The 20,493-nt window shown below is 72.3% G+C and carries 13 protein-coding genes; 11 read left to right on the forward strand and 2 right to left on the reverse strand.

Annotation, left to right across the window (positions count from 1 at the left end; translation table 11 throughout):
* Nucleotides 1-26 precede the first annotated feature (26 nt).
* Nucleotides 27-3,860: a M12 family metallo-peptidase gene (locus ACYVC6_RS17025; RefSeq protein WP_460715626.1), complete on the forward strand. Its 3,834-nt coding sequence runs from the start codon at nt 27-29 to the stop codon at nt 3,858-3,860.
* Here ACYVC6_RS17025 and ACYVC6_RS17030 read toward each other — a convergent pair.
* Both ACYVC6_RS17030 and ACYVC6_RS17035 read right to left on the reverse strand, forming a co-directional pair.
* Entirely contained in the window at nt 3,850-4,659 is an 810-nt protein-coding gene (locus ACYVC6_RS17030; protein WP_460715628.1) for a DNA-formamidopyrimidine glycosylase family protein, read from the reverse strand. The genes ACYVC6_RS17025 and ACYVC6_RS17030 overlap by 11 nt on opposite strands.
* The gene (locus tag ACYVC6_RS17035; RefSeq protein ID WP_460715629.1) at nt 4,652-9,169 is read right to left on the reverse strand and encodes an ATP-dependent helicase; all 4,518 of its coding nucleotides are present in this window, start codon (nt 9,167-9,169) and stop codon (nt 4,652-4,654) included. Before ACYVC6_RS17035 ends, ACYVC6_RS17030 begins: the two co-directional genes overlap by 8 nt.
* Nucleotides 9,170-9,344: 175 nt before the next feature.
* Between ACYVC6_RS17035 and ACYVC6_RS17040 the strand changes: the two genes are divergently transcribed.
* From ACYVC6_RS17040 to ACYVC6_RS17085, 10 genes are read left to right on the forward strand one after another with little or no spacing between them, the layout of a single operon-like run.
* Nucleotides 9,345-10,529, forward strand: a complete 1,185-nt coding sequence (locus ACYVC6_RS17040; protein ID WP_460715630.1) for a DUF6986 family protein — start codon at nt 9,345-9,347, stop codon at nt 10,527-10,529.
* Between the two features lie 20 nt (nt 10,530-10,549).
* Entirely contained in the window at nt 10,550-11,851 is a 1,302-nt protein-coding gene (gene pucL / locus ACYVC6_RS17045) for a factor-independent urate hydroxylase (protein WP_460715631.1), read from the forward strand.
* Nucleotides 11,848-12,153 (forward strand): hydroxyisourate hydrolase, encoded by a 306-nt coding sequence (gene uraH, locus ACYVC6_RS17050; protein ID WP_460715632.1) that lies wholly within the window; start codon nt 11,848-11,850, stop codon nt 12,151-12,153. The genes pucL and uraH overlap by 4 nt, the downstream gene beginning before the upstream one ends.
* A 2-nt stretch (nt 12,154-12,155) precedes the next feature.
* Nucleotides 12,156-13,487: an allantoinase AllB gene (allB, locus tag ACYVC6_RS17055; protein ID WP_460715633.1), complete on the forward strand. Its 1,332-nt coding sequence runs from the start codon at nt 12,156-12,158 to the stop codon at nt 13,485-13,487.
* Nucleotides 13,484-14,305: a bifunctional allantoicase/(S)-ureidoglycine aminohydrolase gene (locus tag ACYVC6_RS17060; RefSeq protein WP_460715634.1), complete on the forward strand. Its 822-nt coding sequence runs from the start codon at nt 13,484-13,486 to the stop codon at nt 14,303-14,305. The genes allB and ACYVC6_RS17060 overlap by 4 nt, the downstream gene beginning before the upstream one ends.
* Nucleotides 14,306-14,314: 9 nt before the next feature.
* A complete protein-coding gene (locus tag ACYVC6_RS17065; RefSeq protein ID WP_460715635.1) occupies nt 14,315-15,808 on the forward strand; it encodes a xanthine dehydrogenase small subunit in 1,494 nt (497 codons plus the stop codon).
* On the forward strand, nt 15,805-18,096 hold the full coding sequence (gene xdhB, locus ACYVC6_RS17070) for a xanthine dehydrogenase molybdopterin binding subunit (RefSeq protein WP_460715636.1): 2,292 nt from the start codon (nt 15,805-15,807) through the stop codon (nt 18,094-18,096). The genes ACYVC6_RS17065 and xdhB overlap by 4 nt, the downstream gene beginning before the upstream one ends.
* Complete coding sequence (gene xdhC / locus ACYVC6_RS17075) at nt 18,093-18,914, forward strand: xanthine dehydrogenase accessory protein XdhC (protein WP_460715637.1); 822 nt, start codon at nt 18,093-18,095, stop codon at nt 18,912-18,914. The genes xdhB and xdhC overlap by 4 nt, the downstream gene beginning before the upstream one ends.
* Nucleotides 18,915-18,924: 10 nt before the next feature.
* A complete protein-coding gene (locus ACYVC6_RS17080; protein ID WP_460715638.1) occupies nt 18,925-20,202 on the forward strand; it encodes a guanine deaminase in 1,278 nt (425 codons plus the stop codon).
* Between the two features lie 9 nt (nt 20,203-20,211).
* Nucleotides 20,212-20,388, forward strand: coding sequence for a hypothetical protein (locus ACYVC6_RS17085; protein WP_460715639.1), 177 nt, complete (start codon nt 20,212-20,214; stop codon nt 20,386-20,388).
* Nucleotides 20,389-20,493 lie beyond the last annotated feature (105 nt).

Genomic DNA, 20,493 nt, shown 5'->3' on the forward strand with positions numbered 1-20,493 from the left:
GACCGACCGGCACTAGTTTGAGGGGCATGACCCTTCGGCCGGCCCGACTCCTCCTCACCAGCCTCGCCCTGGGGCTGACCGCCTCGATGCTCGGCGCAGTCCCGACCGCGGCCGGCTCCGCGTCCCCCGCCGCGGCCCCGGCCGTCGACGACCTCTTCACCCCGCTGGGGGGTCTTTCGCTGACGGGCCCCAAGGTCAGGGTGGAGCCGACGTCCTACTCCGCGTTCCGGCTCGATGTCGCCGGGCTCCGCACCGAGCTCGCGCAGGCGCCGACCGCGGAGGCCGCCGGCGTCGGTGGTGATGCCGCGTTCGAGGTCGAGATCCCGGACCCGAGCGGCGAGCTGCAGCGGTTCGCGGTGGTCGAGACCGCCGTGGGCGAGCCCGGTTTCGAGGCGAGGCACCCCGAGATCCGCACCTACGCCGGCAACGCCATCGACGACACCAGCCTCAGCGTCCGGATGGACGTCACGCCGATGGGCTTCCACGCCTCGGTGCGCCGCCCGGGTGGTGTGGGCGCGTGGTATGTCGACCCCGCCTTCAGCCGGCGGGGGGAGACCCGCCACCTCAGCTACTACGGCGCCGCCGTACCCAGGTCGGAGGACCTGTTCGTCGAGCGCGACCCCAAGGACACGGAGGAAGCGGTCGCCGCGGCAACCGAGCAGATCGGAGCCGCGGACGCGCCGGTGACCCAGAAGGACTACCGACTCGCGCTGGTCACCGACCCCACCTACGCGTCCTACTTCGGAGCCGCCAACGTCACGGCCGAGAAGGCCACCCTGGTCAACCGGGTCAACCAGGTCTACATGGACGACATGGCCATCCAGTTCCTCCTGGTCGCCGACAACGACCTGCTCAACCTCAATACCGCGGCCCTGGCGACCACACCCGGCGGTCCCTGCGGAGCGAACGCCTGCTACACCGAGACCCAGCTCGCGGACGGGTGCACGGGCGACCTGCTCAACCGCAACGTCTTCGTGATCGGCCAGATCATCGGCGCCGACAACTACGACATCGGCCACATAGGCCTCGGGATCAACGGCGGTGGCGTGGCCGGGCTCGGCGTCGTCGGGGGCAGCGGCAAGGCCCGTGGCTGCACCGGCCTGCCCTTCCCCGAGGGCGACTTCTTCGCCATCGACTACGTGGCCCACGAGATCGGTCACCAGATGGGCGCCAACCACACGTTCAACGGCACCCAGGCCAACTGCGCGGCACCCAACCGCAACACCGACACGACACTGGTGGAGCCGGGCTCGGGATCCTCGGTGATGGCCTACGCCGGCATCTGCCAGCAGGACAACCTGCAGCCGCACAGCGACCCCTACTTCTCGTTCATCAGCGTTCAAGAGATCACCGACACGGTGACGGCTACCCCGTTCGACTACGACGAGCAGCAGGTCGTCAACCTCGCGGGCTTCGACGGCACGGACGCGTTCACGATCTCCTGCGCGGGCTGCCCCAACGGCGCCAACACCGTGACCCGCGGAGCCCTGACCTACACGCCACTGACGGTCGCCAATGCCATCTCGGCGGCCACAGGCGAGAACGTCACGGCCCTCGAGGTGAGCGACTACGACAGTGGCGGCTTCCCTGCGCCGGGGTCCTTCCCGTCCGACAACGGTTTCACCGTCGACTTCACCCTCGCCGCGGCCGGACTGGACATCCCTACGCTGGTCATCACCCCCGCCGCCGGCACGTTCACCACATTCACCGGGGTCACGGTCAACGGAGGGCCGGAGACCAATCAGGGCTTCACCAGCACCACGGTGGCCAACACCAACCCGACCGTGACCGCGCCCGCCGACATGACCATCCCGATCCGGACGCCGTTCACGTTGACCGGGTCGGGCGCCGACGACGACGGCGACTCGCTGATCTACCTGTGGGAGCAGACCGACTCCGGGTCCGGCGCCGGCACCGGGCTGGTCGACAACAACAAGGTCGACGGCCCGCTGTTCCGGATGTTCGGGACCCGCGCCGACGTGAGCCTGGAGGAGTCGCTCCAGTCACCGTCCCCCGACCTCAACCTGGCGACGTCCGATCCCTCGCGCACCTTCCCCGACCTGGCTCAGGTCGTGGCCGACAACACCAACGCCGAGACCGGCACCTGCCCGGCCCCACCGGCGGCACCGGCCGAGGTGCCGGTGCCCACGGTCGACTGCTACTCGGAGTTCCTCCCCACCGCGGCCTACGCCAACAACATCCTCACCGGGGGTGAGCTCAACTTCCGGCTGAGCGCGCGCGACCAGCAGGCCGTCGGAGGCGGCTACGCCTTCGACGACGTCACGCTGACGCTCGACCCGGCGGCGGGCCCCTTCCTGGTGACCTCCCGCGACACCGCGGGCAGCCCCGTCAACTCAGGGGACTCCGAGAACGTCACCTGGGACGTGGCGGGCACCGACGGGGTGTCCCTGGCTCCCAACGTGACGATCTCGCTGTCCACCGACGGCGGCAAGACCTTCCCCACCGTGCTGGTCGCCTCGACCCCCAACGACGGCAGCGAGGACGTGACCATCCCGCAGGCCAGCACCACCCGGGCGCGGATCAAGGTCGAGGCGGTGGGCAACTACTTCTTCGACGTCAACGACGCCGACTTCACCATCGTCGGGCCCTTGACCTCGACGACCCCGAGCAACCCCACGATCCAATACAGCGACACGTTCAACGCGACGTCCCCGGTGACGGTGACCGCAAGCTCAGTGGACAACGATGGTGACCAGATCGCCGCATCGCTCACCGGCCTGCCCGGGGTCTCGCTGGTCTCCACCGGCGCGTCGGCCGACGGTGTCCGCCCCGGCACCGCGTCGTTCCGGCTCGACGGGCCGGTGACGTCCGCGCCGGGGACCTACCCGGTCGACGTCTCGCTGTCGGCGCCCGGCGGACAGACGGCGACCTCGGTGTTCGACGTCGTCGTCGCCCAGGAGGACGCGTCTGTCGTCTACACCGGGGACCGCAACCCGAGCAGCGATCCGGCGGCCCCGCGGCTGCGCCTGGCCGCCACGGTCACCGACAACGACGACGGGTCCCGCGGTGACATCACCACGGCGATCGTCCGTTTCGTCGACCGGGCCACCGGGGCCCGGCTCTGTGTGGCGCCGGTGACGGGCGGTCCACTGCAGGGGACCGCGTCCTGCAACGCCGTGGTGACGACCAGCGCAGAGAAGCCGACCTACACCATCGGCATGGTGGTGCTGGGTCGCTACTCCCGGGACAACGCGGCCGACGACGTGGTCATCCCCCCGAGTGGACCCGCGCCGCGGACCACGATCACCAAGGGGCCCAGGCACAAGAGCTTCGTGCTCACGCGCAGGGCGACCTTCCGGGCATCATCCACGGTGCCGGGCTCGACGTTCGTGTGCTCCCTGGACGGCAAGTCGGTCGCCTGCGACGCCCGCACCAGGCTCAGGGTCAAGCCCGGCACCCACCTCTTCTCGGTGGCGGCCAGGTCGCCGTCGGGCGTCCTCGACCCCACACCCGCGACGCGGGTGTTCGCCGCACCCTTCAACGACGGCCAGCTCGTGCGGCAGACCCAGGGCTGGAAGCGGATCAAGGACAAAGCGTCCTACCGGGGCGGCTTCCTGTTCACCAAGTCGAAGGGCCAGCTGCTCACGCGAAACGTCAAGGCGGTCAAGAAGGTGGCCCTGGTGGCACACACCGGTCCGGGCTTCGGTCGCGTGGTGGTGCTCTTCAACGGGAAGCCGCTCAGGGTGATCGACCTGAGCAGTCCGTCGCTGGCCAAGAAGGTCCTGATCAAGGTGGCCTCGTTCAAGGGGAAGCGCTCGGGAAGGGTGTCGATCCGGACCCTGGACGACAAGCCGGTGCGGATCGACGGGCTCGGGCTCCTGACCAAGCTCAAGGGATAGCGGGCTGGCAGGACGGGCACCAGTAGGACGCCCGGTCCCGTCCGGCCGGTCCCTGCATCTCCACCGCGATGGGGGTGCGGCAGCGTCGGCACAGTGACTTGTCACGGCGGTAGACCCACAGCCGCTCGCGTTCGCGCAGGTTGCCGGTCGTGGACTGGAACGCGCGCTCCTTGTTGAGGTCGAGCATCTGGTGCGCCCGGAGGACGAGCCGGCGCAGGTCGGCGACCTGCCCGACGGGTGTCTCGGGGTGGACGCCGGCGACGAAACACAGCTCGGCGGCGTACATGTTGCCGATGCCGGCCAGGTTGCGCTGGTCGAGCAGTGCCTCGCGCAGCGGGCGGTCCGGGTCGGTGAGCAGGCGGCGCACGGCCTCGTCGGCATCCCAGTCCGGGCCGAGGAGATCGGGACCCAGGTGACCGACGACTGACTCTTCGTCGGCGCGGTCGACGAGCTCGACGACGCCGAGGGAGAAGCCCACTGCGACGGCGTCGTCTGTGGTGAGGACGACCCGCGCCTGGTGGGCCGGCCGGGGCCAGCGCTGGTCGCGGTCGAGCACCCGCCAGATGCCCTCCATCTTCAGGTGGGTGTGCAGTGTCCAGGCCTCGGTGCCGTCGGGGGAGTCGCGCTCGACCCGGGTGAGCAGGTGCTTGCCGCGGGAGACCGTGCCGACGACGGTGCCGCCGGCGAGGTCGGCGGTGGCGTGCTGCGGCACCCGGAAGTCGGTGGCCATGAGGACGTGCCCGGTCAGGGCGCGGTCGAGGAGCCGGGCGGTGCGGTAGACGGTGTCGCCTTCAGGCACGGAGGCGGAGTCCTCGGGGCGTGACCAGGAAGCCGGCGCCCTGAAGCGCCTCGCGGACGGGGGTCGAGCCCGACCCGAGGAGGTGGGTCCCGTCGGCGCTCTCCACGGTCATCCGGCCCAGTGAGCCCCGGCGGGCCGCCTCGGCCAGCGCCTCGGCGGCCGGCGCGAGCCGTTCGGCGTCTTCGGACCAGGTGAGCAGGGTCTTGCCGCCGCGTTCGACGTAGATGGTCAGGTCGCCGTCGACCAGCACGACCAGCGACCCTGCCTTGCGGCCCGGCCGGTGGCCGCCGCCGCTCTCCGGCCACGGCAGTGCCGCGCCGTAGGGGTTGGCCGGGTCGGTCGCCGCGAGACACAGGGCCGTGACCTTGTCGTGCGGGTCGGTCTCGGCGAAGGTGCGCAGCCGGTCGACGGCGCCCGCCGTGCCGAACTGCGCCGCGCCGAGACCGTCGACGAAGTAGCCGCGCCGGCAGCGGCCGGTCTCCTCGAACGCGGAGAGCACCTTGTAGGCCGCGGCGAAGCCGCCGGGGGTGCGCTCGCTGACCACGGCGCCGCGGATCACCACGCCGTGCCGGTCGAGCAGGCGCTCCGCCGTGGCGTGCGCGCGCCGGGTCGGGTCGGTGTCGAGGGTGGGCAGCAGCGCCCAGCGGCCGGCCGTCTCGGGCGGGCCGGTGCGGGCTGTGACTCGCATCCGGCCGCCGGTCGTCGACGCCATCCGGGGTCGGGCCGGGGCCGCCCTGGTGCGGTGGGTCGCGCGACCGCCTCGGGTGAGCGCGCGGAGCGGGGTGAGGGTGTCGTTGCTGATCCGGCCGGCCCACACCAGCTCCCAGAGTGCGGCAGAGAGCGCCTTGTCGTCGGTCGAACCGACTGCGTCGGCCAGCTGGCGGAAGAACCAGGCGCCGCCCGGTGCCAGCGCTTCCAGCACTTGCTGGTGCAGTTCGGAGTGCTGGAAAGGCGCGTGCTCGGGCAGCGTCAGCGGCGCCTGGTCGGCGAGGTGCAGAGAGACCCAGCCGTCGGCACCGGGCAGCGAAGCGTGGCCGGCCCAGAGCACCTCGCCGGCGGCGGTGAGCTCGTCGAGGTAGGACGGCTCGTAGTCACGCACCCGGGCCGGCAGCACCAGCGACTCCAGGGCGGACGCGGGCACCGGAGCACCGGCCAGCTGGTCGACCGCTGAGAGCACCCCCTCCACGCCCCGCAGGCGCCCCCCGATGTGCTGCCAGGCGGGGAGGAACCGGCCGAGCGCCGCGGGTGGCACCGGCTCGACCTCCTTGCGCAGCCGGGCCAGCGACCGGCGGCGGAGTGACCGCAGGACCTCGGCGTCGCACCACTCCGACCCGGAGCCCGAGGGCCGGAACTCGCCGTCGAGGACCCGGCCCTGCGCCGCCAGACGTTGCAGGGTGTGTCTGACAACGGCGGCGCCCAGGCCCAGCCGGGCCGCGGCCTGGTCCGTGGTGAACGGCCCGTGGGTGCGGGCGTAGCGGGAGACCAGGTCGGCGAGGGGGTCATCGACCGGGTCGGTGAAGGCCTCGGGTGTGCCGGGCGGCACCGCGACCCCGAGCCCGTCGCGGAGCCGGGAGACGTCCTCGATCGCGGCCCAGCAGTCGACGCCGGCGATCCGGACCTGGACTACCCGGCGGTCGAGGGTGGCCAGCGCCTCGTCGGCGTCGACGCCGTCCGCACACCGGGCCTGCACCTCGTCGGTGGTGAGCGGTCCGAGCAGCCGCAGCAGGTCGGCCACGCCCTCGGCGCCGCGGGCCCGCCGGTCCGGGGCCAGCCGCTGGAGCTCGGCCTCGACCTCGGCCAGGACCTCGGGATCGAGCAGCTCGCGGAGCTCGGCGCGGCCGAGCAGCTCGGCGAGCAGGCCCTGGTCGAGCGACAGGGCGGCGGCCCGGCGTTCGGCGATGGGCGAGTCACCCTCGTACATGAACTGGGCGACGTAGCCGAACAGGAGGCTGCGGGCGTAGGGCGAGGGAGCGTGGGTGGCCACGTCGACGACCTGGACCTCACGCCGGTCGACGGCCTTCATCAGGGCCACGAGTGCTGGGAGGTCGTAGACGTCCTGCAGGCACTCGCGGACGGCCTCGAGGACGATCGGGAACGACGGGTACTTGGACGCCACCTCGAGCAGCGCGGCCGAGCGCTGGCGCTGCTGCCAGAGCGGCGAACGACGGCCGGGGTCGCGGCGGGGGAGCAGCAGCGCCCGGGCGGCGCACTCGCGGAACCGCGAGGCGAACAACGCGGAGCCGCCGACCTCCGAGGTGACGAGGTCGTCGATCTCGTCGGCCGCGAACACGACCAGCTCGCCGCCGGGTGGCTCGGCGTCGGTGTCGGGGATCCGGATCACGATGCCGTCGTCAGAGGCCATCGCCTGCCCGTCGATGCCGTAGCGCTCGCGCAGCCGGGCGTTGATGGCCAGCGCCCAGGGCGCGTGGACCGGGGTGCCGTAGGGGGAGTGCACCACGAGCCGCCAGTCACCCAGCTCGTCGCGGAACCGTTCGACGACCAGGGTCGAGTCGCTGGGCAGCACGTTGGTGGCCTCGAGCTGCTCGTGGAGGTAGGAGACCAGGTTGTCGGCGGCCCACTCGTCGAGCCCGTGCTGCTGCGCCTGCGCGGTGGCCTTCTTCGGCGGCAGCGCACCGAGCTCGCGGGTGAACGCGCCGATGGCCTGACCCAGCTCGGCCGGGCGGCCGAGGGTGTCGCCCTTCCAGAACGGCAGCCGGCCGGGGATGCCCGGGGCCGGCGTCACCAGGACCCGGTCGTGGGTGATGTCCTCGATCCGCCAACTCGTGGCGCCGAGCGCGAAGATGTCGCCGACGCGAGACTCGTAGACCATCTCCTCGTCGAGCTCGCCGACCCGGCGCCCGGTGCCCTCGCCGACCAGGAAGACGCCGAACAGCCCGCGGTCGGGGATGGTGCCGCCGCTGGTCACGGCGAGCCGCTGCGCGCCGGGACGGGCGGTGAGGGTGCCGGTCACCCGGTCCCAGACGACCCGGGGCCGGAGCTCGGCGAACTCGTCGGAGGGGTAGCGGCCGGCGAGCAGGTCGAGCGTGGCGTCGTACGCCGCGCGCGGGAGCTGGGCGAACGGGGCGGTGCGCCGGACCAGGTCGTAGAGGTCGTCGACCTGCCATGCCTCGAGGGCGACCGTGGCGACGACCTGTTGGGCCAGGACGTCGAGCGGGTTGCTGGGGATGCGCAGGCTCTCGATGGCGCCGGTGCGCATCCGCTGCACCGCCACCGCGGTCTGGGCGAGGTCGCCGCGATGCTTGGGGTAGAGCACCCCGCGGCTCACCTCGCCGACCTGGTGTCCGGCCCGGCCCACTCTCTGCAGGGCGCTGGCCACGCTCGGCGGCGACTCGATCTGCACGACCAGGTCGACCGCACCCATGTCGATGCCGAGCTCGAGGCTGCTGGTCGCGACCACGGCTGGCAGCCGACCGCGCTTGAGGTCGTCCTCGATGAGCGCGCGCTGCTCCTTGCTGACCGAGCCGTGGTGGGCCTTGGCGATGACCGTCTCGGCGCCGAGGCTGGCTCCGGACTGGGCCATGACCTCCGCGGGCGACCGGGGGTGCTGGTCGAGCTGCGCGCCCGCTCGGGCGGTGGCGATCTCGTTGAGCCTGGCGGTGAGCCGTTCGCTCAGCCGCCGGGAGTTGGCGAAGACGATCGTGGACCGGTGGGCCTCGATGAGGTCGACCACCGACTCCTCGACGTGCGGCCAGATCGACTGGCTGCGCTCGTCGTCCTCCGACTCGTCGTCGTACTGGTTGGGGGTCGTCATGTCCTCGACGGGCACGACGACCTTGAGGTCCCACTCCTTGCTGCTCGGCGGCGCCACGATCTCGACCGGGGCGTGGCCGCCGAGGAACCGGGCCACCTCCTCCAGTGGGCGGACGGTGGCGCTCAGCCCGATCCGCTGGGCGGGCCGGTCGAGCAGGGCGTCGAGGCGCTCGAGACTGATCGCGAGATGCGCCCCCCGCTTGGTGCCGGCCACCGCGTGGACCTCGTCGACGATCACCGTCTCGACCCCACGCAACGACTCGCGGGCCTGGCTGGTGAGCATGAGGAACAGGGACTCGGGGGTCGTGATCAGCACGTCGGGCGGGGCGCTCACCAGTTTGCGGCGGTCGGCTGCGGTGGTGTCGCCGGACCGCACGCCGACCGTGACGTCCGGGACCTGCTGGCCGAGCCGCTCGGCGGTGTGCTTGATCCCGACCAGGGGTGAGCGCAGGTTGCGCTCGACGTCGACCGCCAGCGCCTTGAGCGGGCTGACGTAGAGGACCCTGGTGCGCCTGGTCTTGTCTGCCGGCCGGTCCTCGCTCAGCAGCCGGTCGATGCTCCACAGGAACGCGCTCAGAGTCTTGCCGGACCCGGTGGGCGCCACCACCAACGCGTGCTTGCCGTGGGCGATCGCGTCCCAGGCGCCGACCTGCGCCGGCGTTGGCTCCGCGAACGCCGCCGCGAACCACGTGCGCGTGGGCTCGCTGAAGCGACTCAGCGCGTCGGACGTCGTGCTCACCTCTCCATCTTGTCCGACGGCACCGACAGTCGTCGGGCCGTCGGCAGGTTCATCAAGGGATGTTGCTCGGGCAGCTCTTCCCTAGGTGAGCTCGGCAGGGGAAGTGACGGTGCGGCGACATCCCTTGATGAACCGCCGCCGCTCGTCAGCGCACGGTCTCCTGTTGGATGTGGGCATGCCCGATCCCGCAGAGCTCGCCGAGCGGCTGACAAGGGAGCTCGACGAGCGGCTGGCCGAGGCCGACGCCAGGCTCGTCGCGCTGTATCCCGGCGAACGGCCGGGCCGGCAGCCGGTGCACACGGTCTACGTCCCGGCCGACCGGTACGACGCCGGGCTGGTGCCGGCCTACGGCGCCGCGGCCCTCAAGGCCATGGACGACCACGCCGACGCGTTCGCGGACCTGGTGCAGGACGACGACATCGTCGAACGGGTGCGCGCCAAGCTCACCAGCGAGCCGGTCGAGGACCTGCGCATCGACTTCGAGGACGGCTACGTCGGCACGTCCGACGAGGACGAGACGGCCGACGTGGAGCGGACCGCTCGCGCACTGGCTCAGAGCCAGCAGGACGACACCGCGGCGCCGTTCGGTGGCATCCGGGTCAAGTGCTTCGAGGCCGCGACCCGGAGCCGCAGCATCAGGACCCTCACGTCCTACGTCGCGACGCTGCGCGAAGCCCGGGGGACGTTGGACGGCTGGGTCGTGACACTGCCGAAGGTGACCAGCGTCGACCAGGTCGAGGCGATGGTCCACGTGGCCGAGGCCCTCGACCTGGGTTTCGAGATCCAGGTCGAGACCCCGCAGTCGATCCTCGGCCCCGACGGCACCGCCCTGGTCGCCCGGATGGTGCACGCGGGCGGGGACCGGTTGACCGGGCTGCACTACGGCACCTACGACTACTCGGCGTTCGTGGGCATCGTCGCGGCTCACCAGTCGCTTGAGCACCCGGTCGCCGACCACGCCAAGCTCGTCATGCAGGCGGCGGCCGCCGGGACCGGTGTCCGGCTGTCGGACGGCTCGACCAACAGGCTCCCGGTCGGCGACCACGACACGGTCGTCGCCGGCTGGGCCGAGCACCACCGCCTGGTCCGGCGCAGCCTGGAGCGCGGCTACTACCAGGGCTGGGACCTGCACCCGGCGCAGCTGCCGACCCGGTACGCCGCGACGTACGCGTTCTACCGCGAGGGTCTGGTCGACGCGCTGGACCGGCTCGAGGCCTATGCCGGGCACGCGAGCCACGGCGGGGTCGCGGACGAGCCGGCCACCGCCCGCGCCCTCGCCGGCTACGTGCTTCGGGGTCTGGACTGCGGGGCGGTCGACACCGCCGAAGTGCGCGGGCTCGACCTCCGCGGGTTTCTCTAGGGTTCCTCTAGGGTCGGCGGATGGCCACGGTGTTGGGAGCCAACCAGTACGGCAAGGCGGAGAGCCGGGTCGTGCGGATCGTCCGCGACACGCCCCGCCACGAGATCCGTGACCTCAACGTGTCGACCTCGCTGCGCGGTGGTTTCGCCGACGCCCACGTCAAGGGCGACCAGTCGCAGGTGCTGCCGACCGACACCCAGAAGAACACCGCGTTCGCCTACGCCAAGCTCCACGGCATCGACTCGATCGAGGACTACGGCCTGGCCCTCGGCCGCCGGCTCGTCGAGGCCACCCCGGCGGCCACCGAGGCCGAGGTCCGGATCGAGGAGTACGCCTGGGACCGGATCGGCGACCACGACCACTCGTTCGTCCGGCGCGGCGGGGCGGTGCGCACCTGCGTGGTCACCGTCGGCCGCGGCGGCGCGCACGTGCAGTCGGGCGTCAAGGAGCTCGTCGTGCTCAACTCCACCGACTCGGAGTTCAAGGGGTTCCTCAAGGACGAGTTCACGACCCTGCCCGAGGCCGACGACCGGATCCTGGCCACGTCGCTGGTGGCGACCTGGAACCACACGTCCACCGACGTCGACTGGAACGCGTCGTACGACGCGGTGCTGGCCCAGGTCCTGGACACGTTCGCCGGCACCTACTCCCGGGCCCTGCAGGAGACGCTCTACGCGATGGGCACCGCAGTCCTCGAGGCACAGCCCGGGATCGCCGACATCTCCTTCGCAGCACCCAACAAGCACCACTTCCTCGTCGACTTCTCCGGCTTCCGGGTCGAGGGGCTCACCAACGACGGCGAGGTGTTCATCGCGGCCGACCGCCCCTACGGCCTGATCGAGGCGACCGTCGTCCGTGAGGTCGAGACGACCCGCGAGGTGCTCCTGGGCTGTCTGTCCGTCCCGCGCTGGGCCGACGACGTGCTCGCCGGCCAGCCCTACGCAGGCCGGGACGCCCTCCTCGCCGCCGCCTCCGCGGCCGCGGCGCGGCTCACCGACGAGGAGCTCGACCAGGCGCTGTCCGGGCATCCACGGATCGGCGAGCGGGGCGGTGCCCCCGGGATGAGTGCGCAGTCCCAGCAGGAACAGTCCGGGGTCGACCCGAGGGCCGGAGACACTGGTGCCCGCCTGGCCGCCGGCAACGCGGCCTACGAGGAGCGGTTCGGCCGGGTCTTTCTCATCCGGGCCGCCGGCCGCGGCGCCGAGGAGATCCTGGGCGAGCTGGACCGGCGTCTACACAACGACGACGCGACCGAGCGGGCCGAGACCGTCGACAACCTGCGCCAGATCGCCCTCCTGCGCCTCGAAGGAGCCCTCCGGTGAGCACGCTCTCCACCCACGTCCTCGACACCGCGACCGGCACCCCGGCGGCGGGGGTTCCGATCCGCCTCGAGACCCGGGCCGGCGAGCACCTCGACCAAGGCCTCACCGACGCCGACGGCCGCCTCGGCGCGATCGGGGGTGAGCTCGGCCCCGGCGACTACGTCCTGCGCTTCGACACCGCGGCCTACGCGCCGGGGTTCTTCCCCGAGGTGATCGTGGTCTTCACGTTTGCCGACGAGCGGCACCACCACGTACCGCTGCTGCTGAGCCCGTTCGGCTACTCGACCTACCGGGGCAGCTGACTGTGCCGGTCGACGTCGTCGTCCGCGCTCGCCGCGCGGTGATCGGCGGGGCCGAGGTCGGCGCCTGCGTCGCGGTGACAGGTGAGCGCATCACTGCGGTCACGGCGTACGACGACCCGCCCGCCGGTCATCACATCATCGACCTGGCCGACGACGAGGTGCTGCTACCGGGCCTGGTCGACACCCACGTGCACGTCAACGAGCCGGGCCGCACCGAGTGGGAGGGCTTCGCCAGCGCGACCCGGGCCGCGGCCGCGGGCGGCGTCACGACGATCGTCGACATGCCGCTCAACTCGGTCCCGGCGACCACCACGGTGGCGGCGCTGGAGGAGAAGCGCCGGGCCGCGGAGGGACAGGTGCGGGTCGACGTCGGCTTCTGGGGTGGCGCGGTCCCCGGCAACGTGGCTGACCTCGAGCCGCTGCACGAGGCGGGGGTGTTCGGCTTCAAGTGCTTCCTGCTCGACTCGGGCGTGGCGGAGTTCCCCCACCTCGAGCCGGCCGCGTTCGCCGCGGCGATGGCGGAGACCGCCCGGCTCGGCGCGCTGATGATCGTGCACGCCGAGGACGGCGACCTGATCGACGAGTCGGCGCTGGCCGGCGCCAGCTACGCCGGTTTCCTGGCCTCCCGCCCCGGCAGTGCGGAGCAGTCGGCCATCGGCCTGGTCATCGAGCAGGCCAGGACGACCGGAGGGCGGGCCCACGTCGTGCACCTGAGCTGCGCCGACGCGGCGCCGGCCCTGCACGCGGCGCGCGCGGCCGGCGTCGACGTGAGCGTGGAGACCTGCCCCCACTACCTCACCTTCGCCGCCGAGGACATCCCCGACGGCGCCACGGAGCTCAAGTGCTGCCCGCCGATCCGCGAGGCGACCAACCGCGAGCGGCTCTGGGCCGCGCTCGCCGCCGGCGACATCGACTTCGTGGTCTCCGACCACTCGCCGTGCACCGCCGACCTCAAGCAGCGGGGTGGCGGCGACTTCGGTGCCGCGTGGGGCGGGATCGCGTCGGTCCAGGTCGGGCTGCCGGCCGTGTGGACCGGTGCCCGCGAGCGGGGTCACTCGCTGGTCGACGTCGTCCGCTGGATGGCGCAGGCCCCCGCGGACCGGGTCGGGCTGACGCACAAGGGCCGGATCGAGGTCGGCGCGGACGCCGATCTGGTCCGGTTCGCGCCCGACGAGGAGGTCACCGTCGATGTCGCCCGGCTGCACCACCGCAACCCGGTCTCGGCCTACGCCGGCCGCCGGCTCGCCGGCGTGGTCCGACAGACCTGGCTCCGCGGCACACCGGTGACCGAGGATGCTCCTCGGGGACGACTGCTCAGGAGGGGCGAGCGATGACCTACTACGTGCCGAGGGGCGGGCTGCCGCCCCAGACCGCGCTGACTACCGACCGGGCGGTCTTCACCGAGGCCTACGCCGTGATCCCGGCTCGCACGCTCAGCGACATCACCGCGTCCTACCTCCCCGGGTGGGAGGGCATGCGCATGTGGGTGCTGGCCCGGCCGCTGTCCGGCTTCGCCGAGACCTTCAGCCAGTACGTCGTGGAGGTGTCGCCCGGCGGGGGCTCCGACCGACCCGAGAACGACCCCGGCGCCGAGGGTGTGCTGTTCGTCGTGGACGGCGGACTCACCCTGACTCTCGACGGGACCGAGCACATCCTTGAGCCTGGCGGCTACGCGTTCCTCCCTCCCGGCGTGGCGTGGTCGCTGCGCAACACCACCGACGCGACGACCACGTTCCACTGGCTGCGCAAGCGGTACCAGAAGGCCGACGGGGTGGAGGCGCCGACGGCGTTCGTCACCAATGAGCGAGATGTCGAGCCGGTCGAGATGCCGGGGACGGACGGCGCCTGGTCGACCACGAGGTTCGTCGACGTCGCCGACCTGCGCCACGACATGCACGTCAACATCGTCACCTTCCAGCCCGGCGGGACCATCCCGTTCCCGGAGACACACGTGATGGAGCACGGCCTCTACGTCCTCGAGGGCAAGGCCGTCTACCTGCTCAACAAGGACTGGGTGGAGGTCGAGGCGGGCGACTTCATGTGGCTGCGCGCCTTCTGCCCGCAGGCCTGCTACGCCGGCGGCCCGGGCCTCTTCCGCTACCTGCTCTACAAAGACGTGAACCGCCACGCTGCTCTCGGCGGAGCCTCGTAAAGTAGCCAGATGGCGGGCATCCTGGTCAACGGAACGCCGCGCGACCTCCACGGCGTGCCGCTCCACACCAACGCGCTGGACTTCCTGCGCGGCTGCGGCTTGACCGGCGCCAAGGAGGGCTGCGCGGAGGGGGAGTGCGGCGCCTGCTCGGTGCTGGTGGCCCGGCCGGCTGCCGACGGCTCCGAGGCGACCGAGTGGACGGCGATCAACTCCTGCCTGGTTCCCGCTGCGTCCCTCGACGGCCAGGAGGTCGTCACGTCGGAGGGGCTCGGCTCCCCGGCGGCACTGCACCCCGTCCAGCACGAGATGGCGGTTCGCGGCGGCTCGCAGTGCGGCTACTGCACGCCGGGGTTCGTCTGCAGCATGGCCGCGGAGTTCTACCGCTCCGGACGGGCCTCCACCAACGGCACGAGCCCGACCGACGGGCACGACGACTACCACGGCGACAACGGCTTCGACCTGCATGCGATCAGCGGCAACCTGTGCCGGTGCACCGGCTACCGGCCGATCAGGGACGCCGCGTTCGCGCTCGGGTTCCCGACCGCCCACGACCCGCTCGCCGCCAGGCGTACGACGCCGGCCCCCGCGGCGGTGGCCACCCGGCTCGACGACGGCGACGCGATGTTCGCGCGGCCGCAGACCCTGGCCGAGGCCTGGCGACTGCTCGACGAGCATCCCGACGCGGTCGTCGTCGCGGGCAGCACCGACTGGGGTGTCGAGGTCAACCTCAAGGGCGTGCGCGCCCCGGCCGTGGTCGCCGTCGACCGGCTGCCGGAGCTGCGGGGGTTCACCGTGGGCGCCGAGGAGGTCAGGATCGGCGCCGCGCTGACCCTGACCGAGGTCGAACGGCGACTCGACGGGCGGCTGCCGCTGCTGGCCGCGCTGATGCCGCAGTTCGCCTCGCCCCTGATCCGCAACGGCGCCACCCTCGGCGGCAACCTCGGCACCGGCTCGCCCATCGGCGACGCCCTCCCGGTGCTCCTCGCCCTCGAGGCGTCGGTGGTGCTTGCCTCGGCCACGGGAGAGCGCACCGTGCCGCTGACGGACTACTTCACCGGCTACCGAGAGTCGGTCCGCGAGCCCGGCGAGCTGATCACCGAGGTGGTCGTGCCGATCCCGGCGAGCGCGCTGACCGCGTTCCACAAGATCGCGAAGCGGCCGTTCGACGACATCTCGTCGGTGGCCGTCGGCTACTCCCTCGACATCGCCGACTCTGCCGAGGGGCCGCTGGTGCGGAAGGCGCGGATCGGGCTGGGCGGCGTCGCCGCGACGCCGGTCCGGGCGCTGGACACAGAGGCGGCGCTCGAGGGTCTTCCGTGGTCGGCCGAGACCGTCGACGAGGCCGCCGCCGTGCTGGCCGGGGAGGGGACGCCGATCTCCGACCAGCGGGCCAGCGCCGACTACCGGGCGGCGATGCTCGGGCAGTCGTTGCGCAAGCTGTTCGCTGAGGGTGGTTTCGAGGCTCGCTCCGCTCGTACCTCGACCACCGGGGGTCGGTCATGAGCACGCTGAGCGAGCGCCCCGACGACGCCGTCGTCGGCCGCACGATCCCCCACGAGAGCGCGGCCCTGCACGTCACCGGCCAGGCCCTCTACACCGACGACCTGGTCCTGCGCACCCAGGACTGCCTGCACGCCCACCCCGTCCAGGCTCCGCACGCACACGCCCAGGTGACCCGGCTCGACCCGACCCCGGCGTACGCCGTCCCGGGCGTGGTCAAGGTGCTGACCGCCGACGACGTGCCCGGCCTCAACGACGCCGGGGTCAAGCACGACGAGCCGCTGTTCCCGAGCGAGGTCATGTATCACGGCCACGCGGTCTGCTGGGTGCTCGGCGAGACCCTGGAGGCGGCCCGGCGGGGCGCGGCGGCTGTCGAGGTCGACTACGACGAGCTCCCCGCGGTCCTGACCGTCGAGGAGGCGATCGCGGCCGAGAGCTTCCAAGGGGCGCGCCCGACCGTGGTGCGCGGCGACGCGGCCGCGAGCCTCGCCCGGTCGGCGCACGTCTTCGAGGGCGTCACCACCATGGCGGGGCAGGAGCACTTCTACCTCGAGACGCACTGCTCGCTCGCGCTCGTCGACGAGAACGGGCAGGTCTTCGTCCAGTCCAGCACCCAGCACCCGACCGAGACGCAGGAGATCGTCGCCCATATCCTCGGGGTGCCCAGCCACGCCGTGACCGTGCAGTGCCTGCGGATGGGCGGCGGCTTCGGCGGCAAGGAGATGCAGCCGCACGGGCTCGCCGCCGTCGCCGCGCTGGGTTCGACGCTGACCGGTCGGCCGGTGCGGCTGCGGCTGACCCGCACCCAGGACATGACGATGACCGGCAAGCGGCACGGCTTCCACGCGACGTGGAGGGTCGGCTTCGACGACGGTGGCCTGCTCACCGCGCTGGAGGCGACGCTCACCTCCGACGGCGGATGGAGCCTCGACCTGTCCGAGCCGGTGCTGTCGCGGGCGCTGTGCCACGTCGACAACGCCTACTGGATCCCCGACGTCCTCGTCCACGGCCGGATCGCCCGGACCAACAAGACGTCGCAGACGGCGTTCCGTGGGTTCGGGGGCCCCCAGGGGATGCTCGTGATCGAGGACATCATCGGGCGCTGCGCTCCGCAGCTGGGGATGGACCCGGCGGACCTGCGCCGGCGCAACTTCTACGTCGACGGCCAGTCCACGCCCTACGGCCAGGCGGTGCGGCACCCCGAGCGGATGGTGGCCGCTTGGGACCAGGTGCTCGAGTCGTCGTCGTACGCGCAGCGGCGGGCGGAGATCGAGTCGTTCAACGCCGCGTCGCCCCATGCCAAGAGAGGCCTCGCCGTCACACCGGTCAAGTTCGGCATTTCCTTCAACTTCACGACGTTCAACCAGGCCGGCGCGCTCGTGCACGTCTACAAGGACGGGTCGGTGCTGGTCAACCACGGCGGCACCGAGATGGGCCAGGGCCTGCACACCAAGATGCTCCAGGTCGCGGCGACCGCGCTGGGGCTGCCGCTGGAGAAGGTCCGGCTGGCGCCGACCCGCACCGACAAGGTGCCCAACACCTCGGCGACCGCGGCCAGCGCGGGCGCCGACCTCAACGGCGGCGCGATCAAGAACGCCTGCGAGCAGATCCTCGAGCGGCTGGTCCCGGTGCGCGGCTCGCTGCCGGACGCGTCGTGGGAGGAGCTGGTCGCGGCGGCCTACCACCAGCGGGTGCAGCTGTGGGCGGCCGGCTTCTACAAGACCGAGGGCCTGAGCTGGGACGTCACCACGATGACCGGGACGCCGTTCAAGTACTTCGCCTACGGCGCGGCGGTCGCCGAGGTGGAGGTCGACGGCTTCACCGGCGGCTACACGACCCGGCGGGTCGACATCGTCCACGACGTCGGCGACAGCCTCTCGCCGCTGGTCGACCTCGGCCAGATCGAGGGCGGCTTCGTCCAGGGCGCCGGCTGGCTGACGCTCGAGGACCTGCGCTGGGACACCTCCGACGGTCCCGGTCGAGGCCGGCTCACCACGCAGTCCGCCTCGACCTACAAGTTGCCGTCGCTGTCGGAGATGCCGACCGAGCTCAACGTCGCCCTCCTGGAGCGGGCCCACGAGGACGGCGCCGTCTATGGCTCCAAGGCGGTCGGCGAGCCGCCGCTGATGCTGGCGTTCAGCGTCCGCGAGGCGCTGCGCGACGCCTGCGCGGCGTTCGCGGCGCCGGGGACGGTCGTCGAACTCGCCTCGCCCGCGACGCCGGAGGCGGTCTACTGGGCGCTGACCGCGGCCCGCGCGGCCGCCCCCGCACCCTCGGCGGTGAGCACGTGACCACGTGGTTCGAGGCAGTCGCGGCGCTGCGGTCGGCCCGGGAGGCGGGCGTGCTGGTCACGGTGACCGACGTGCGCGGCCACGCGCCCCGGGAGGCCGGCGCCAAGATGGTCGTCTCGGCCACCGCGACCTGGGGCTCGATCGGCGGCGGCAACCTCGAGGAGGAGGCCGTACGCCGGGCGCGTGACCTCATCTCGGCCGACGAGGTGGCGCCGGAGACGTTCGTCGCGCACCTGTCCGACAAGGCGCCGTTCCAGCACGGCGTGCAGTGCTGCGGGGGAGAGGTGACGGTGCTGCTCGAGCCGCTGGACGTCGTCCCGTCGGTCGCGATCTTCGGCGTCGGCCACGTCGGGCTCGAGCTGGCCCGGATCCTGGCCCGGCACGACCTGGAGCTGCACCTGGTCGACTCCCGGCCTGACCATCTCTCGCCCAAGGTGCTTGCGCCGTTCGACGACGCGGTCGCCGCGGTGCACGTGCACCAGGTCCCGGTGCTGCCCGAGCTGGTGCTGGCGGAGCTGCCTCCTGGCACCCACGTGCTGGTGCTCACCCACGACCACGCCGAGGACCTCGCGATCTGCGACGCGGCGATCCGGGCCGACCACCTCGGGCCGATCGGGCTGATCGGCTCGTCGGCCAAGTGGGCCCGCTTCCGGTCCCAGCTGCTGTCCTCGGGGCACACGCCCGAGCGGGTCGACCGGATCCGGACGCCGATCGGGCTGCCCGGCATCACGACGAGCAAGGAGCCGGCCGCCATCGCCGTCTCGGTGACCGCCGAGCTGCTCGCCGCCTTCGAGCGCGAGAGCGCTCGGCAACGGTGACTGGCCAGAAGTGACAGTTTTCCGCGGCACGTTCATCGACACTCCGCACAGCCCGTTCACCGGTGGACGGCTGCGCGAGGGCACGGACCTCGCCCTGGTCGTCGAGGAGGGCGTGATCGTCTCCCGCGAGCCCTGGTCCGCGGCGGACCACGACACCGAGGACGTGGTGGACCTGCGCGAGGGGTTGGTGTTCCCCGGGTTCGTCGACACGCACGTGCACTTCCCCCAGGTGCGGGCGATCGGCGGGCTCGGCATGCCGCTGCTCGACTGGCTTGAGAGGTGCGCGCTTCCCGAGGAGGCCCGACTCGCCGACGCGTCGTACGCCGCCTCGGTGGCCACCGACTTCGTCTCCGGGCTGGCCCAGGCCGGCACCACGACGGCGCTGGTGTTCGGGTCGCACTTCCCCGGTGCCGTCGACGCGCTGTTCACCGAGGCCACCCGGGTGGGGCTGCGGGTCACGTCGGGCCTGGTCCTGTCGGACCGGATCCTGCGCGAGGACCTGTTCACCACCCCGGACCGCGCCTACGACGAGGGCCTCGAGCTCGCGAAGCGCTGGCACGGCCAGGGCTGCACCCGCTATGCGGTGACCCCGCGCTTCTCGCTGTCGTGCACCGAGCCGATGCTCGAGTCCGCGGGCGCCCTGCTCGCGCAGGTGCCGGACCTCTGGTTCACCTCACACCTCAACGAGAACATCGAGGAGATCGAGGGGGTGCGCCAGCTGTTCGGCTGTGACTACACGACGTCCTACGAGCGGGCCGGGCTCCTCGGGCCACGCAGCGTGCTGGCCCACAACGTCCACCCGACCCTGCAGGAGCTCATGCAGCTCGCCCGGCACGGCGTCGCGGTCGCCCACTGCCCCACCTCCAACGCCGCGCTCGGCAGCGGGCTCTTCCCGCTCGGCTCGCACCTCGCTCTCGGTGTCCGGGTCGCGCTCGGGACCGACGTCGGCGCGGGCACCGGCTTCTCGCTGTTCAAGGAGGGCCTGCAGGCCTACTTCGCCCAGCAGCTCCTCGGGAGGGAGGGCCACCGGCTCTCCGCGGCACACCTGCTCTGGCTGGCCTCCGCGGCGGGCGCCGACGCGCTCGGGCTCGCCGACACGGTCGGTGACTTCACCGTCGGCAAGGAGTTCGACGCCCTGTGGTTGCGGCCGTCGTCCGGCTCGACGCTCGCCATGGCGCTGCGGCACGCCGGGTCGACGGAGGACGCGGTCGCCAAGACCTTCGCGCTGGCCGGCCCCGCCGACGTGGCCGCGTCCTGGGTGGCCGGCGAGCGCGTCGTGACGGCGTAGCCTCCTCGCATGTCGCAGACCCCGGACGACGACCGCGTCGAGACCCGTGCCGAGCTCCTCCCGGAGGAGGAGGCCGCCGGTAGCGACGACCCCCACGCCCAGGCTCAAGCGATCCTGGAGGAGTCCGACCAGCGCACCCAGGGCCCGGAGGGCACCCAGGCCGAGTCGACGCAGACCCCGGACTGATCAGGGCCTTCGCGAACGGCTGCCGCGACGGGTCGCTCGTGCGGTGATCACGTCAGGACATCATCAGTTCTTGTGATCCTGCGGATCGAGGCTCGGCGCCCGCGC

It is taken from the genome of Nocardioides dilutus (genome assembly GCF_054779555.1).

Excerpts from the sequence above, each read along its gene's own strand:
- ACYVC6_RS17025 (WP_460715626.1), top strand. The coding sequence starts at position 27 with ATGACCCTTCGGCCGGCCCGACTCCTCCTCACCAGCCTCGCCCTGGGG.
- ACYVC6_RS17040 (WP_460715630.1), top strand. The coding sequence starts at position 9,345 with ATGCCCGATCCCGCAGAGCTCGCCGAGCGGCTGACAAGGGAGCTCGAC.
- pucL (WP_460715631.1), top strand. The coding sequence starts at position 10,550 with ATGGCCACGGTGTTGGGAGCCAACCAGTACGGCAAGGCGGAGAGCCGG.
- ACYVC6_RS17060 (WP_460715634.1), top strand. The coding sequence starts at position 13,484 with ATGACCTACTACGTGCCGAGGGGCGGGCTGCCGCCCCAGACCGCGCTG.
- ACYVC6_RS17065 (WP_460715635.1), top strand. The coding sequence starts at position 14,315 with ATGGCGGGCATCCTGGTCAACGGAACGCCGCGCGACCTCCACGGCGTG.
- xdhB (WP_460715636.1), top strand. The coding sequence starts at position 15,805 with ATGAGCACGCTGAGCGAGCGCCCCGACGACGCCGTCGTCGGCCGCACG.
- ACYVC6_RS17085 (WP_460715639.1), top strand. The coding sequence starts at position 20,212 with ATGTCGCAGACCCCGGACGACGACCGCGTCGAGACCCGTGCCGAGCTC.